Source organism: Rhizobium sp. Root149 (genome assembly GCF_001427345.1).
Classification (GTDB): domain Bacteria; phylum Pseudomonadota; class Alphaproteobacteria; order Rhizobiales; family Rhizobiaceae; genus Neorhizobium; species Neorhizobium rhizoryzae.
Genome location: NZ_LMGD01000012.1, coordinates 853,244 through 867,718, shown reverse-complemented (window position 1 = coordinate 867,718; position 14,475 = coordinate 853,244). Strand labels below are relative to the sequence as shown.

Genomic DNA, 14,475 nt, shown 5'->3' with positions numbered 1-14,475 from the left:
ATGAGCTAGCTCCGCACTCTCACATAGGTGCCGGGCGCATCGCACAAGGGTTGAAGCTTGCTTCCGCCAGGAATTCGGGCGGGCACGCGCTTGTCGCTCTGCTTCTCGATCCATTGCTGCCAGTGCGGCCACCAGGATCCAGCCGACTCCGTGGCCGTCTTCATCCAGTGATCCAGCGAACCTTCCACCGGTCCATTCGTCCAGTACTGGTACTTGTGCTTGGCCGGCGGGTTGACGACACCTGCAATATGGCCTGAGCCGCTCAGCACGAACGTCACGTCGCCGCCGAAGAACTGGCATCCCAGAAAAACGGAACGGGCCGGTGCAATGTGATCTTCCTTCGCGGCGAGGCTATAGACCGGGATTTTGACGTCTCCGAGCGTAATCTTCTTGCCGCCAAGTGCCATTTCGCCCTTGCTCAACCTGTTCTCCAGATAGCAGTTCCGCAAATAGAAGGCGTGGTTGGCAGCCGTCATGCGCGTTGAATCTGAGTTCCAGTACAAAAGGTCGAAAGCTGTCGGCTCCTGCCCCTTCAGGTAGTTTGAAACGACATAGGGCCAGATCAATTCCGAAGCGCGCAGCATGTTGAAGGCAGCCGCCATCTTCGACCCGGCGAGATAACCGGTCGTGTTCATCTGCTGTTCGAGTGCTTCGATCTGCTCGTTATCCACGAAGACCTTCAACTCTCCGGCATGGGTGAAATCCACCTGTGTCGTGAAGAACGTGACCGAACGAATGCGCCTGTTCCGGGCCTTGGCATGTTGCGCCAGCGCGGCGGCAAGCAGGGTCCCACCGACGCAATAGCCGATCGCATTTACTTCCTTCTCGCCGGTCGCATCCTCAATCGTCTTGAGCCCGAAATCGATGCCATCGCGGATATAATCTTCCCAGGCAAGTCGAGCGTGACGTTCTTCCGGGTTCACCCACGATACGACGAAAACCGTATGGCCCTGATCGACGCACCACTTGATGAAGCTCTTCTCCGCGCCAAGGTCGAGGATGTAAAACTTGTTGATCCACGGCGGTACGATCAGCAGTGGCCGCTTCAGAACGGTTTCCGTCGATGCTTGATATTGGATGATCTCGCAGATCTCGCTGCGTGCGACGACCTTGCCGGGCGTGATGGCCACATTCTCGCCAAGCCGGAATTTGCTTTGATCCGTCTGGCGCAAGCGCAGTTCACCACGGCCTGCTGCCACATCTTCCGCGAGAATCCGCATGCCTTGGACGAGGTTCGCACCGTTGCTGGCAACGGTCTGGCGAAACACCTCCGGATTGGTCAGGGCAAAGTTGGCGGGAGAGATCGCGGCGGTCAGTTGTTTGACGTAAAAAAGCGCCTTCTTCTGGGTGTGTTCATCCAGTCCGTCAGCGTTCTCCACAAGCTTTTCAGCCCAGGTCGCGGTGACTTGATAGATCTGTCGCATGAGCGAGAAGAACGGATTCTTGCGCCAGTCTTCGTCGGAAAATCGCTTGTCTTTCGGCAGGTCGTCCGGGTCTGCCGCTGCCTCGCCCGTCGCAATGCGCTGCAGCGTGTTCATCCAGATGCCCATATAGGATGACAGCAGGAGGGACTGCGCATCGAGCGTGCGCTGAGGCTCGGACATCCAGTATTCCATGACTTTCGACAGGGTCTTGACCATTTCGGCGACCGGATCGATCGGGTCGATCACCTCGCCGCGTTCGCGCGGACCGATCCATTCTGTCGCCGCCTTGCCGAAATTTTCGACCGCGCGCGCGAGATTCAGCGCCATGGCCTGCGGGTCCTTGACGAGATAGGCCTCCATCGCCTTCGCATCGAACGCGGCGGATTCTCCCCCCGCACGGCTATAATGGCCGTCGCTCCCCATCGTGTCCTCGCTCCCCTTGTGAACCCATCAGGGTTCCAGCCTGCTTTTTGGTTTTTACATTGTGCCCGAAAACGAATACAAGTTCCAGCGATTGCGGCCCGGATGGGCTTAGCCAAAGGTGAAAGACAGGGTTGCAGAAATGGTTGTACAGGCGGGTTTGGTTCGTCATCTATCGATGCTGGTTTGCGTCGTGGCGATTCCCATGGGCCTTGCCGGTTGCAATAGTTTTGCGCTGGACGATGGTATCCCCAACACCTCACCTCCTGCTGTCGTCGTTGGCCCCCAGAACGCGCCGCGGCCTGCGTCGCTGACCCTGAAGTCGACCGGCACCTATCCAACCTTCGGCAAACCTTTGACGGCCGCCAACACCCAGATCGATGATCAGCAGTACACTTCTGCCGAAACACAATTGAGTTCGTTGGCCAAGGCCAAGGCACGCGGCGCGATATCCGAAGCGGAATATCAGCGCCGGGTCAATGCGTTGCGCAAGCTTTCAGAAGATCAGACCTCGAGCGCAACGGCGCCGGCCACCAATTAAAGCTTGCCTTTGGGCGTTTTTCGCATCAAAGCATCTTGCTGCCGGGATGCAAACTGCCTTGCGTCGCGGCGCTGTTTTTAACGCCTTGACGAGGTTCGCTATGGAAGAGTTCCATAAAGTCCGCAGACTGCCGCCCTACGTTTTCGAACAGGTAAACCGTTTGAAGGCGAGCGCGCGAGCGGCGGGCGCGGATATCGTTGACCTCGGCATGGGCAATCCCGATTTGCCGACGAACCAGTTCATCGTCGACAAGCTGATTGAAACCGTTCAAAGACCAGACACGCACGGCTACTCTTCTTCAAAGGGCATCCCCGGTCTGCGTCGCGCGCAGGCTGCCTATTACGCTCGCCGTTTCGGCGTAAAGCTGAACCCCGATACGCAGGTGGTTGCGACTCTCGGTTCCAAGGAAGGCTTTGCCAACATGGCGCAGGCCATCACGGCCCCTGGTGATGTCGTACTGTGCCCGAACCCATCTTATCCGATCCATGCATTCGGCTTCCTGATGGTCGGCGGCGTGATCCGCTCTATCCCGGTTGAACCGAATGAAGAATTCTTCCGTGCGCTTGAGCGTGCGGTTGCCCACTCGATTCCGAAGCCGATAGCGATGATTCTTTGCTATCCGTCGAACCCGACCGCGACCGTGGTCGAACTCGACTTCTACAAGGATGTCGTCGCCTTCGCGAAGAAGCATGGTGTGTTCGTCCTGTCCGATCTGGCCTACTCTGAAATTTATTTCGATGGGAAGCCAACGCCTTCGGTCCTGCAGGTTCCGGGTGCGATGGATGTCGCAGTCGAATTTACGTCCATGTCCAAGACCTTCTCCATGGCCGGTTGGCGCATGGGCTTTGCCGTCGGCAATGATCGTCTGATTTCCGCCCTGACGCGCGTAAAGTCCTATCTTGATTACGGTGCATTCACCCCGATCCAGGTTGCGGCGACGGCTGCGTTGAACGACCCGGATCTCGATCAGCACATTGACGAGGTTCGTCAGACCTACAAGCGTCGGCGCGACGTGATGGTCGAAAGCTTCGGACGTGCTGGCTGGGATGTGCCGCCACCGGCGGCATCCATGTTTGCCTGGGTGCCGGTGCCGGAAAAGTTCCGTCATCTTGGCTCCCTTGAGTTCTCGAAACTGTTGATCGAGAAGGCCGACGTCGCAGTTGCTCCGGGCATCGGCTTCGGCGAGCATGGTGACGAATATGTCCGTATCGCTCTTGTCGAAAACGAACATCGCATTCGCCAGGCTGCCCGCAACATCAAGCGGTTCCTCGGAACCGCGGATGAGACATTGCACAATGTCATTTCGCTGAACGCGCACCGTTGATTTTAATCACAGAACTGGGCGGCGTTCTGCCGCCCGAGCCACATCAATAGGAAATCTGAATATGGCAGACGCCCTCAAAATCGGTATTGCGGGTCTGGGCACCGTTGGCGCTTCGCTTGCGCGCATTTTGACAACGCGCGCAAACGAGCTGGCAATAACGTGTGGGCGTGCCATCGAGATTACAGCTGTCACAGCGCGCGATCGTTCACGCGATCGTGGCGTCGACCTCTCCCGCGCGGAGTGGTTTGGCAGCCCCGAAGAAATGGCTCAGAAGGCGGATATCGACGTATTCGTTGAGCTTATGGGCGGCGCCGAGGGCGCAGCGGATCGATCCGTTCGTGCAGCTCTATCCCGCGGCCTGCATGTCGTGACCGCGAACAAGGCGTTGCTTGCGCGTTGCGGTGTGGAACTTGCCGCGATTGCAGAAGAAAAAGGTGTGCTGCTCAACTTCGAGGCAGCGGTCGCCGGTGGTATCCCCGTCATCAAGGCTTTGCGTGAATCCCTGACCGGAAACACGATTTCCCGTATCTACGGCATCATGAACGGCACCTGCAATTACATCCTGACACGGATGGAGAAGGAAGGCCTCTCGTTCGAGGCCTGCCTGAAGGAGGCTCAGCGACTTGGTTATGCGGAAGCCGATCCGACGTTCGATATTGAGGGCAACGATACGGCGCACAAGCTGGCGATCCTGACGACGCTGGCTTTCGGAACGCAGATCGCTGCCGATCAGATCTATCTCGAAGGTATCTCAAATATCTCGATCGAAGACATCCACGCCGCAGCCGATCTTGGCTATCGGATCAAACTGCTTGGCGTTGCACAGCGCACCGAGAGCGGTATCGAGCAGCGCGTGCATCCGACCATGGTGCCGCATGACTCGGTCATTGCCCAGGTGGACGGTGTGACAAACGCCGTAGCGATCGAATCCGATATCCTCGGCGAACTTCTTATGGTCGGTCCCGGCGCGGGCGGCAATGCGACTGCGTCCGCCGTGCTGGGCGATATCGCAGATATTGCTAAAAGCCGTCCCGGCGCGCAACGCGTGCCGGTTCTCGGAAAGCCTGCTGCATCTCTGGAAGCCTATCAGCAAGCTCAGATGCAGAGCCACGAGGGTGGGTACTTCATTCGTTTGACCGTTCTGGATCGTGCGGGTGTTTTCGCCAACGTGGCAACTCAGATGGCGCAGAACGGGATTTCACTGGAATCGATCGTACAGCGCGCGAACGGTGGTTCAGCCTCCGATGCAAAAACAATCATCCTCGTTACGCATGCCACAACGGAAGATTCGGTTCGCAAGGCAGTGGCTGGCATAAAGGGTGGGAATTATCTTTCGGGTGAGCCACAGGTGATCCGGATTGAGCGGCCGAAGGCGCTCTGATTCGGCTATCCTGTTAATCCGATAGCCATCAACTTTAAACAGGTTTACACTCCCTCACAGGTTCACCAGTGAGGGAGGCGCTTGTGATGTCCAAGGTAATCTCGTTTCGAAGACAGCATGGCAGCGATGAGTCCGATCTCTCATCCGTCCGTGTCAGTGCTTTTGATAGCCTGACGGGTAGATCTGGCGCGACTGGCGGGTCTGATGGAAAGGTCGATCACCATTGGGGCGTGGCCCTTGCATTGGCAACCTGGCCAATCTGCTTGGGCGCCGGTGCGGTTTTGATGGCCCTTGATTGACGTGTGCAGGTGAGTTTGAAAGAGAATCACCTGCACAAACAATGTTTAAATGCTGTAGAAGCGGTCTGACTTCAACAAAGTTTCGGGCCGATGTTAGAACCTGCAGATCCAGTTTCCCGCGCATTTCTAGGCGTTGAACAATCCGCCACTGGCAATCGTTGGGTCTCGCGCCTTGATCAGGCGGCACAGAACCGCGCGTTAGCTATTGCGCAGCTCCACGGCATTCCCGAGCTGATCGCGCGCGTGCTCGCCGGCCGGGGTGTGCAACCGGACGAAGCTCCGGCGTTCCTCGACCCAACGATTCGCCGCCTGATGCCGGAGCCTTACAGTCTGGCGGATTGCGAGAAGGCGGCAAATCGCATTGCTGACGCCGTCGAGCGTCGTCAGAGGGTCGCAATCTTCGGCGACTATGATGTGGACGGCGCAGCGTCCTCCGCTTTGTTGTCGCGCTTTCTCCATCACTTCGGGATCCACGACCATATCTATATTCCTGATCGAATCTTCGAAGGGTACGGACCGAATCCAACCGCCATACGGCAATTGATTGCCGACGGGGCGGATCTGATCGTTACGGTGGATTGCGGCTCGACGAGCCACGACGCTCTGGCCGCTGCTGCCGAAGAGCACTGCGACGTAGTCGTCATCGACCACCATCAGATGGGCCCGCAACTGCCTCCCTGTCTGGCACTGGTCAATCCGAATCGTAACGATGATTTGTCGGGGCAGGGGCATCTCTGCGCGGCCGGTGTCGTTTTCATCGTGCTTGTCGCAACTGCGCGGATCTTGCGTGAACGAGGCCATGAGCAAGCAAAGACGCTGGACCTGCTCGGATTTCTGGATCTCGTCGCGCTTGCGACAGTCTGCGATGTGGTTCCGCTCAAGGGATTGAACCGCGCCTACGTCGTCAAAGGCTTGCTTACCGCTCGCCACATGGGCAATGCGGGCCTGGCGGCGTTGTTTCGCAAGGCTGGGCTCGGGGGGCCTGTCACGCCCTACCATCTCGGATTTCTGATCGGTCCCAGAATCAATGCGGGCGGTCGAATCGGGGATGCCGCATTGGGGAGCAGGCTGCTGACATTGAATGACAGTGCCGAGGCTGAGGATATCGCTGCGCAGCTTGACGAGCTCAACCGTGAACGGCAAGCCATGGAAGCCGAAATGTTGCTGGAGGCCGAGGCCGAGGTGATTGCGGAATACGGGACAGGCGAAAACGCCGCCGTCATCGTCACCGCTCGCCAGAACTGGCATCCGGGAATCGTCGGTCTTCTCGCAGCCCGTTTGAAGGAGAAGTTCAAGCGTCCTGCATTCGCCATCGCGTTTGACGCATCCGGGCGCGGCTCTGGATCTGGACGGTCCATTCCGGGGTTCGACTTGGGGAAAATGGTGCGCGGCGCTGTAGAGGAAGGTCTGCTGGTCAAGGGCGGCGGTCACGCCATGGCGGCGGGGCTGACGGTCCAGCAGGAGAACCTCGGCAAACTGCGCGCTTATTTCGAAGCCATCGCAGAGAATGTCGTGCCGTCATTGGTGGCAAATCATGTCCTGAAAATCGATGGAGCGCTTGCTGCTTCGGGAGCCACGCTTGCGCTGATTGATCAACTGGAGCAGGCCGGGCCTTTCGGATCAGGGCACAGCCAGCCGATCTTTGCCATTCCCGCCCATCGCATCGTCGATTCCCGCCAAATTGGAACATCGCATGTGAAGGTGTCTCTTCAGGCAATGGACGGTTCGCGGCTCGAAGGCATCGCATTTCGGTCTGCGGATACGCCACTCGGGCAGCTTTTGCTCGCTTCGCGTGGCAGCCAGTTGCATGTGGCAGGTAGCCTGAGTGCCGATCAATGGCAGGGTAGCCGCCGCGTTCAACTGCGCATCATCGATGCTGCGAAGGCGACCTGATCGGCAAACATTTGTCATAGATAAGGTGAAGAGGGTGGCACGCCCTAGGGGAATCGAACCCCTCTTTCCAGAATGAAAATCTGGCGTCCTAACCGATAGACGAAGGGCGCGTGCTGTGGCGCCCTTATATGGACGAGGCGTTTGATGCGCAAGTGGAAAATGAGTGAGAAGAGCAATAAAATCCACAAAAATCCGGATAGAAATCGCATGCGGAAACGACATCGTTAAAGATGAACGCCACCGACGTAACTATCTGAACTAAGGGACTTTTTTGAAGTAAGTGGCACGCCCTAGGGGAATCGAACCCCTCTTTCCAGAATGAAAATCTGGCGTCCTAACCGATAGACGAAGGGCGCGTGCTGTGGGGGCCGTTATAGCCACGATTTCGAACTTCGCAAGAGGAAAAATCCGGTCCACCGAGAGTTTTTCACAGGACGAAATCGGGACATCAGATTCAGCAAATTGAATGGGTACTAACCCCGCTCGGGATGCGCTGAAGCTCGATCAAAATCAATGCTTCTGAACGAAATGTCGCGCTCGAACGATTTGGGAAGGCTGTATTGTCTGTCTATAGTATGGGAGGTGATGGCACGCCCTAGGGGAATCGAACCCCTCTTTCCAGAATGAAAATCTGGCGTCCTAACCGATAGACGAAGGGCGCGTGCTGTGGCGCTCTTATATGGGTGCGTTGCAGGAAGCGCAAGTGCCTTTTTCACAAAACTGACAAAAAATACGACCGTAACTGAATGGGGTAAAACGCAATGATATCAGGGATTAACCTGAAGGTGTGCGGTTCTACCAAAGGCCGTTCTTGTCTGGGGTTCCTGAGCCCGGTATTGGCTGAGCGACCCCGCTGTTGCGTGCGCTGAACACGCTGCCGGCCATGGGGTTGATGTTTTTGACAGGGGCATAAGCCGGAACGCCCTGAGCTTCGGCAACCTTCGCATTTGCAATTGCGAAGATGCTGTTTTGTCCAGCTTGCACCGCAGTTGGCTGCTGAATGACATTGGCCAGGCTGTTCTGTGGTGCTTGCGCTGGGGGCTGTTGGGTCGACAATTCAGCCTGTTTCGGCGCTGGGGTTTGCGGCAGAGCCGCCCGCGTTGAGCTGGGCTTTGCGCTTGCCTGTTTCGCCGGTGGTGGCTGCTTGGAAACGAGTGGATCAGTATAGGCGGCACTTTTTGTCGGCGATGCCAGGGAGGAGGCAGGTGTGTGGGGTAGTCCACGTGTCTCTGGTTCCGCAGAGGCGACTGCCTGTTCGGTTGGTGCCTTCGCCATCAGGCTCGTGCAGCTGTTCAGCATCGAGCAAGCCAGCAAGGCCCCGCCGATGACGAAACCGCGTCGAACGCCGGGTGTGAATGATGTGTCTGACTTTGACATGTGCGACTATCGACCCTGTCTGTTGTTCGGATCGATCTTGCATGCGCAATCCTGCGTGAGGCTTGGCGGGCGCAGCGGTATGCGGGTAGGATACCCTCCGACGTTTACCAGCTCCCGGTATTCTGCATCGAGACCCAAGGTTCGGCGGGTGCGAGCGCGGGACCCTTTTGAAGCAACTCGATGGAGATCCCGTCGGGCGACTTCACGAACGCCATGTTTCCGTCGCGCGGCGGCCTGTTGATGGTAATGCCTTTGTCCATCAATTGCTGGCAGAATTCGTAGATATTGTCGACTTCGTAGGCCAGATGGCCGAAATTCCGTCCGCCCTGATAATCTTCCGTATCCCAGTTATAGGTCAGTTCAAGCAGAGGAGCCTTTACGGAGGTGCCAGACTCAGCGTCTTCCGGCGCAGCAAGGAAGATCAGCGTAAAGCGTCCTTTTTCATTTTCGGTTCGTCTGACTTCCGTGAGGCCGAAGATTCGAGTGTAGAAATCAAGTGACGCATCGAGGTCCTTGATGCGGACCATGGTGTGCAGATAGCGCATGGATCGCCTAGCCTTTCAGTCTTAATGTGCATGGATGGAAATTTCCTGTCACGATATGGGCGCTGGACAGCTTCAGACAAGGCGATTTCGCGATAAAAGGCCGGGAAAATGAAGAAGTGAGGACTTGCGCTGGACGAACCGCTCAATGTTAACTTATCTTCTAAGAATCAGTTAACCGTGACTCCGTAGACGCGTAAACCAGGGGCTGACAGAATGGCGGATAGAATGTCATCGAAAGGCATTGCCAGTTTCGAGGATCTGGCAGTAGATCCGGTTGAACTGATCGAAATCACCGGCGTCGTGAAATGGTTCGATGTTGCCAAAGGTTTTGGTTTCATCATACCGGACAATGGAATGCAGGACGTGCTGTTGCATGTGACATGCCTGCGTCGGGATGGTTTCCAGACCATCCTGGAAGGAACGCGGATCGTAGCGTTGATCCAGAAGCGTGATCGAGGCTACCAGGCGTTTCGGATCCTTTCCATGGATCAGTCGACCGCAGTCCATCCGTCACAACTTCCACCTATTCGCACGCACGTTCAGGTCACGCCGACCAGCGGGCTGGAGCGTGCACTGGTGAAGTGGTTCAATCGTACCAAGGGCTTTGGCTTCCTGACGCGCGGTGAGGGCACGGAAGATATATTTATCCACATGGAGACCCTTCGGCGATTTGGGCTCACCGAGCTGCGTCCGGGACAGGTTGTTCTGGTCCGATACGGAGATGGTGACAAAGGTCTCATGGCTGCTGAAGTTCATCCGGACGGTCCCTCCATCGTATCGCGGGCACATTGATGTTTGAATACGTATTGAAGTTTACGAGCGCCTTATTGGCGCTCTTTCTGTTTTCGGTGATGCCTTCCTCGGCGCAAGTGAAGTTCCCAATCGAGCAGCTGACGATTCAAACGGCGTCAGGCCCCCAGGTCTTTACAGTTGAGATTGCAGTCGACGGGGCCCAGCGACAGCAAGGCTTGATGTTCCGCGAAAAGATGGCTGCCGATGCAGGCATGTTGTTCGACTTCGGCTCCTCGAGAGAGGTCGCAATGTGGATGAAGAATACGCTCATCCCCCTGGATATGCTGTTCATTGACGACAAAGGAATCGTCCGGAAGATCCATGAGGGAGCCAAACCACATGATGAGACTCCGTTGTCGTCGGGCGGTCCTGTCAAGTATGTGCTGGAATTGAATGGCGGAGCGGTGAAGGCGCGCAACATCGCGGTTGGTAACAAGGTTCTCAGTCCGCAAATTGGAAAAGCGAGATAAGTAAGCCGATTTGCATCGAAGCGCTCGGCGCCAGTTCATGCCAGTTTTGGCGCCTTGCTTATGTTGCGGATGGCAATCTGAAAATGCCTTTGTGAATTTGAGAGAGAAAGTGAAATTTGCTGTTGCGGACACGGGGTGAAGCGTGTATCTCGCACACATCGGCGGAACGGAGTGTAGCGCAGTCTGGTAGCGCATCTGGTTTGGGACCAGAGGGTCGGGAGTTCGAATCTCTCCACTCCGACCATCCCCTTCCCCTACGGGGCAGGGCTTACAAGAATTCCCTAAAGTTCTTGTGCGAGCTTACCGCCAACAGCACCGCCAACGGTACGATTACCGCCAGCGCGGATTCCCTGGGTGCGCGGTCCAACATCAGCCTTGGCTTGCTGCGAGATTTCCCTTTTCGACGGCACATGCTCGGGCAGTGATGCCTGGTGAGACCTTAGGTTTGGGCGGAGGAAATAGGGCGCACTGCGACCGACGGATCCATACACACGCAATTTTGGTGTGCAGGTTCCGGTGATTTAGTGATGATGTGCACATCACTAGGATTCGGGAAACGTTGGTGGGGGTTTAGTGACCGACAAGCAGCGGCATTATTATCAAGCTCGAGGGTTTAGCACGTACTACTTCGCGAACGTTGCCTACAACGTCGTGAAAAACTGCGGATCCTACTTGCAGGGGGTCGAGGATATCTTGGGTGATATGCAGACGACGGTACTTATGCGACCGTTTCACCGTTTCACAAATCTTCACCACTTTCTCACTTCGGTAGTAGCAGAAATCCTCCACGAAGAAGTTGAGCAGTTGGGGATCGTCAAACCTGAATTCCTGTTGGAATTCCTGAAAATCTATGACGTGCCTCACGCTTCCGAACATCTTGAAGACGAGGAAGCCTTCTATGAATTCACTTCCGAATCAGATCGCTACCAGGACGCTCTGGAGGAGCTTGCCGACGAAGTTTTCCATGTGTTGTTTAACGACGTCGCGTTCCTTGAAATGTTTAATGGTCTATGTGCCGACTACATTCGAGATACTGGGTTTGGCACCGACTTAAAAACGCTGGTGGGAACCTTGAAGCGGGTCTCCGTACCCGCGTGGGCTCAACTCGCAGTGTTTCACCGTGACAAGGGTGAGTGTCGAGACTGCAAACGCAGCTTGGCGGGTATGATCAACCAACTCGAGACCGAACGATATGATCACATCATCCCGCTTGCGCGATTCGGTCCCAACGACGTGACGAATCTGCAATTGTTGTGCGAGCCCTGCAATCTCAAGAAGGCAGCAAGCCTGCAATCGGTTTCGAGGTTGTACCAGAGAGCAATCACGCGTCGGTAAGAGCTGGTTGAATTGCATTCAACCATAGATCGGATTGCCCAAGGTGCCCCTCGGACAGGAGGTTACGAAGTATCCGGGGCGGTACCGCTGGAGCCACGATGACTGAGACGGCCGAGCACAGAAGCTGGACGATGTCCCGCGTGAAGTCGAAGGACACCACGCCTGAGATGAAAGTCCGGCGCCTGTTGCACTCCATGGGCTACCGATATCGGCTGCACGGCAAGAACCTACCTGGCAAGCCCGATATCGTCTTCGGTGGAAGGAAGAAGGCCATCTTCATCCACGGCTGCTTCTGGCACGGGCATGACTGCAAGCGCGGCGCGCGGATCTCAGCCACCCGTCAGGAGTACTGGACGGCGAAGGTCGGCCGGAACAGGGAGCGGGATGCCCAGAACGTCGAAAGCCTCGAACAAGCCGGGTGGAGTGTTCTGACGGTGTGGGAATGCGAACTGAAGGACCGAGTCGCACTGGCGGCCCAACTTGCCAAGTATCTTGGGGGTCCATCAAGTTTCGGGTTGCCGCCTCCGGCCTCGTCCGGCAGGAGTTCATGAATTAATCTCTGGAAAGAGAACAAAACGTAAACTAATACAGTTTATCAACAGGCAGCCTGTTGATAAACTGTGGAAAAGAATCGGGAGTGATCATGTCCAAGCCCAACTTCTACGAGTTCTTCGCGGGCGCCGGTATGGCGCGCGCTGGCCTCGGCAAGGGCTGGAAGTGCGCGTTCGCCAATGACTTCGACAAGAAGAAGGCGTTGACCTACCAACTCAACTGGGGACTCGGCGGCGAGCTGGAAGTCGGCGACATCCGCAAAGTCACCATCGACAAGCTCCCGGGCATCGCTGATCTCGTCTGGGGTTCGTTTCCCTGTCAGGATCTGTCGCTCGCGGGCGGTGGCGCAGGGCTTCGTGGCGAGCGCAGCGGCACCTTTTATCCGTTCTGGGACATCATTGCTGAGCTGAAGAAGGACGGCCGCGCTCCGCGCGTCATCGCGCTGGAAAACGTGAACGGCGCCTTGACCTCGCATGGCGGCAAGGATTTCGCAGCTATCTGTCAGACATTCACCGACCACGGCTACCGCTATGGCGCGCTCGTCATCGATGCTGCGGTCTTTGTTCCGCAGTCGCGCCCACGCCTGTTTGTGATCGGAGTGCGTGACGACATCGAGATCGATTCCGCTCTGGTGGCTCCGGGTGCCACGATGCCGTTCCATACGCGCGGTCTGCGCAACGCCATCGAGCGCGTTCCTGCATCGGCCATGAAGAACTGGGTATGGTGGAATCTGTCCATGCCTCAGATGCGCACCTCAACGTTCGCAGACATCATCGAAGAGAACCCGACTTCAGTTGAATGGCACACGCAAACAGAGACCGCGAAGCTTCTCGATTCCATGTCACCCCTGAACCGTGCCAAGGTCGAGGCCGCCAAGCGCGCTGTCCGTCGTATGGTGGGTGGTGTCTACAAGCGCACGCGCGAGGACGCTGAAGGTCGGGGTGTTCGTGCTGAGGTCCGATTTGATGATATTGCTGGCTGCCTCCGCACGCCTGCGGGCGGGTCGTCTCGTCAGACCATCATCGTCATTGACGGCGGCACCGTGCGCAGCCGTCTGATCTCCGCCCGTGAAACCGCACGACTGATGGGCATGCCGGAAACCTACAAGCTTCCTAAGGGTTACAATGAAGCCTATCACCTTATGGGCGATGGCGTTGCTGTGCCTGTTGTCCGCTTTCTTGCGCAACATTTGCTAGAGCCTTTGGCGGGTGTACAACTCTCTTCAGACGAATCATCTCAAGAGATCTATGTTGCATGACCGTTGATTCGCCGATTCCTTGCATTGCCAACGCTGATCTACGGAAACAGATCGAAGTCTTCGCCGAAGTCTTGAAGACCGAAGCGCACAAGCTTGGCGATCACGGGCTCGACGAGAAGGAGTTCTATAATTCCGGTCTGTTCCGCGGTGCGGTTGAGCGCGTACGTGGTCAGTACTCCGCGACGATGTCCGAGAAGCGTGAGTTCGTCCGGCACGTCCTGAACTACATGCAGGATCAGAATGCCATCAAGGAATGGACATCAGCAGGTGAGAACAACCGTCACGACTATGTTGTCGAACTGCTCGACGGCAAGAAGGCAGCCATCGAACTGAAGGGCTGCCTCGACGGCAACAATACCAACATCTTCGAACGACCTCCGCACGTGCAGGAATTCGTCATATGGAGTGTCTGTTCGAACCCAGGCGCTTCGCCGCCACACAACGCGTGGTCAGGGATTCACACGCGTCTCTCGGCGGAGATCATCTCTCGCAGCCAGCGCGTGGACGGACTGATAATCTGGGACTGGGCGTGCGGAACTATAGGCAGGCCGTGTCCGAAGGTCGCCGTCGGAGGTGCTCCTGTGACGACGATCGGGCCTTACGAGCTTCCTCCGCCATGCATATATCTCTTCCCCGGATCAATTCCGGCGCCGAGGAACAATCCGAACCCCGCACCTCAGACGCTGGAGCAGGTAAGTCTGCTGAAGGCGTTTCACAACTGCTTCGGCGGAAATGATCACCACCTGCATTCCGTCGGCATCGCCGTGGAATATCAAGGCGTGGAAACAGTCAGGACAACAACGATCAGGCGTGATGGAAATGTCGTAAAGGCCTCGTCGCCTTCGCCGATAAAAAGAACCTGAA

14 protein-coding genes and 4 tRNA genes are annotated in these 14,475 nt (G+C 56.7%); 12 read left to right on the top strand and 6 right to left on the bottom strand.

What is annotated here, in order from left to right:
* Positions 1–5 precede the first annotated feature (5 nt).
* On the bottom strand, positions 6–1,847 hold the full coding sequence (gene phaC / locus ASD54_RS11080) for a class I poly(R)-hydroxyalkanoic acid synthase (protein WP_062554607.1): 1,842 nt from the start codon (positions 1,845–1,847) through the stop codon (positions 6–8).
* Between the two features lie 139 nt (positions 1,848–1,986).
* Here phaC and ASD54_RS11075 point away from each other — a divergent pair, with 139 nt between their 5' ends.
* The 5 genes from ASD54_RS11075 to recJ all read left to right on the top strand — a co-directional run bounded on the left by ASD54_RS11075 (position 1,987) and on the right by recJ (position 7,282).
* On the top strand, positions 1,987–2,385 hold the full coding sequence (locus ASD54_RS11075) for an SHOCT domain-containing protein (RefSeq protein WP_062554606.1): 399 nt from the start codon (positions 1,987–1,989) through the stop codon (positions 2,383–2,385).
* A gap of 100 nt (positions 2,386–2,485) precedes the next feature.
* Positions 2,486–3,709, top strand: a complete 1,224-nt coding sequence (locus ASD54_RS11070) for an LL-diaminopimelate aminotransferase (protein WP_062554605.1) — start codon at positions 2,486–2,488, stop codon at positions 3,707–3,709.
* Positions 3,710–3,770: 61 nt separating this feature from the next.
* Positions 3,771–5,090: a homoserine dehydrogenase gene (locus ASD54_RS11065; protein WP_062554604.1), complete on the top strand. Its 1,320-nt coding sequence runs from the start codon at positions 3,771–3,773 to the stop codon at positions 5,088–5,090.
* A gap of 86 nt (positions 5,091–5,176) precedes the next feature.
* Positions 5,177–5,389 (top strand): hypothetical protein, encoded by a 213-nt coding sequence (locus ASD54_RS11060; RefSeq protein WP_062554603.1) that lies wholly within the window; start codon positions 5,177–5,179, stop codon positions 5,387–5,389.
* 90 nt (positions 5,390–5,479) lie between these two features.
* Positions 5,480–7,282: a single-stranded-DNA-specific exonuclease RecJ gene (recJ, locus tag ASD54_RS11055; RefSeq protein ID WP_062554602.1), complete on the top strand. Its 1,803-nt coding sequence runs from the start codon at positions 5,480–5,482 to the stop codon at positions 7,280–7,282.
* A gap of 35 nt (positions 7,283–7,317) precedes the next feature.
* Here recJ and ASD54_RS11050 read toward each other — a convergent pair.
* The 5 genes from ASD54_RS11050 to gloA all read right to left on the bottom strand — a co-directional run bounded on the left by ASD54_RS11050 (position 7,318) and on the right by gloA (position 9,204).
* Positions 7,318–7,392, bottom strand: a tRNA-Glu gene (locus ASD54_RS11050).
* A 171-nt stretch (positions 7,393–7,563) separates the two neighbouring features.
* Positions 7,564–7,638, bottom strand: a tRNA-Glu gene (locus ASD54_RS11045).
* Between the two features lie 230 nt (positions 7,639–7,868).
* Positions 7,869–7,943, bottom strand: a tRNA-Glu gene (locus ASD54_RS11040).
* A 134-nt stretch (positions 7,944–8,077) separates the two neighbouring features.
* Positions 8,078–8,659 (bottom strand): hypothetical protein, encoded by a 582-nt coding sequence (locus tag ASD54_RS11035; RefSeq protein ID WP_062554601.1) that lies wholly within the window; start codon positions 8,657–8,659, stop codon positions 8,078–8,080.
* A gap of 104 nt (positions 8,660–8,763) precedes the next feature.
* The gene (gloA, locus tag ASD54_RS11030; RefSeq protein ID WP_062554600.1) at positions 8,764–9,204 is read right to left on the bottom strand and encodes a lactoylglutathione lyase; all 441 of its coding nucleotides are present in this window, start codon (positions 9,202–9,204) and stop codon (positions 8,764–8,766) included.
* Positions 9,205–9,417: 213 nt separating this feature from the next.
* Here gloA and ASD54_RS11025 point away from each other — a divergent pair, with 213 nt between their 5' ends.
* The 7 genes from ASD54_RS11025 (at position 9,418) to ASD54_RS10995 (ending at position 14,474) form a co-directional block, all read left to right on the top strand.
* Positions 9,418–9,996, top strand: a complete 579-nt coding sequence (locus ASD54_RS11025; RefSeq protein ID WP_062554599.1) for a cold-shock protein — start codon at positions 9,418–9,420, stop codon at positions 9,994–9,996.
* On the top strand, positions 9,996–10,466 hold the full coding sequence (locus tag ASD54_RS11020) for a DUF192 domain-containing protein (RefSeq protein ID WP_062554598.1): 471 nt from the start codon (positions 9,996–9,998) through the stop codon (positions 10,464–10,466). The genes ASD54_RS11025 and ASD54_RS11020 overlap by 1 nt, the downstream gene beginning before the upstream one ends.
* 167 nt (positions 10,467–10,633) lie before the next feature.
* Positions 10,634–10,710 (top strand) — tRNA-Pro (locus tag ASD54_RS11015).
* A gap of 329 nt (positions 10,711–11,039) precedes the next feature.
* On the top strand, positions 11,040–11,801 hold the full coding sequence (locus ASD54_RS11010) for an HNH endonuclease (protein WP_062554597.1): 762 nt from the start codon (positions 11,040–11,042) through the stop codon (positions 11,799–11,801).
* Positions 11,802–11,899: 98 nt separating this feature from the next.
* Complete coding sequence (locus ASD54_RS11005) at positions 11,900–12,352, top strand: very short patch repair endonuclease (RefSeq protein ID WP_062554596.1); 453 nt, start codon at positions 11,900–11,902, stop codon at positions 12,350–12,352.
* A 92-nt stretch (positions 12,353–12,444) separates the two neighbouring features.
* A complete protein-coding gene (locus tag ASD54_RS11000; protein ID WP_062554595.1) occupies positions 12,445–13,611 on the top strand; it encodes a DNA cytosine methyltransferase in 1,167 nt (388 codons plus the stop codon).
* Positions 13,608–14,474, top strand: a complete 867-nt coding sequence (locus ASD54_RS10995; protein ID WP_062554594.1) for a hypothetical protein — start codon at positions 13,608–13,610, stop codon at positions 14,472–14,474. The genes ASD54_RS11000 and ASD54_RS10995 overlap by 4 nt, the downstream gene beginning before the upstream one ends.
* Position 14,475 lies beyond the last annotated feature (1 nt).

Bases quoted from the DNA above. Each gene is read 5' to 3' on its own strand.
- phaC (WP_062554607.1), bottom strand. From the start codon at position 1,847: ATGGGGAGCGACGGCCATTATAGCCGTGCGGGGGGAGAATCCGCCGCG.
- ASD54_RS11065 (WP_062554604.1), top strand. From the start codon at position 3,771: ATGGCAGACGCCCTCAAAATCGGTATTGCGGGTCTGGGCACCGTTGGC.
- gloA (WP_062554600.1), bottom strand. From the start codon at position 9,204: ATGCGCTATCTGCACACCATGGTCCGCATCAAGGACCTCGATGCGTCA.
- ASD54_RS11000 (WP_062554595.1), top strand. From the start codon at position 12,445: ATGTCCAAGCCCAACTTCTACGAGTTCTTCGCGGGCGCCGGTATGGCG.
- ASD54_RS11020 (WP_062554598.1), top strand. From the start codon at position 9,996: ATGTTTGAATACGTATTGAAGTTTACGAGCGCCTTATTGGCGCTCTTT.
- ASD54_RS10995 (WP_062554594.1), top strand. From the start codon at position 13,608: ATGACCGTTGATTCGCCGATTCCTTGCATTGCCAACGCTGATCTACGG.
- ASD54_RS11005 (WP_062554596.1), top strand. From the start codon at position 11,900: ATGACTGAGACGGCCGAGCACAGAAGCTGGACGATGTCCCGCGTGAAG.
- ASD54_RS11060 (WP_062554603.1), top strand. From the start codon at position 5,177: ATGTCCAAGGTAATCTCGTTTCGAAGACAGCATGGCAGCGATGAGTCC.
- ASD54_RS11075 (WP_062554606.1), top strand. From the start codon at position 1,987: ATGGTTGTACAGGCGGGTTTGGTTCGTCATCTATCGATGCTGGTTTGC.
- recJ (WP_062554602.1), top strand. From the start codon at position 5,480: ATGTTAGAACCTGCAGATCCAGTTTCCCGCGCATTTCTAGGCGTTGAA.
- ASD54_RS11025 (WP_062554599.1), top strand. From the start codon at position 9,418: ATGGCGGATAGAATGTCATCGAAAGGCATTGCCAGTTTCGAGGATCTG.
- ASD54_RS11035 (WP_062554601.1), bottom strand. From the start codon at position 8,659: ATGTCAAAGTCAGACACATCATTCACACCCGGCGTTCGACGCGGTTTC.
- ASD54_RS11070 (WP_062554605.1), top strand. From the start codon at position 2,486: ATGGAAGAGTTCCATAAAGTCCGCAGACTGCCGCCCTACGTTTTCGAA.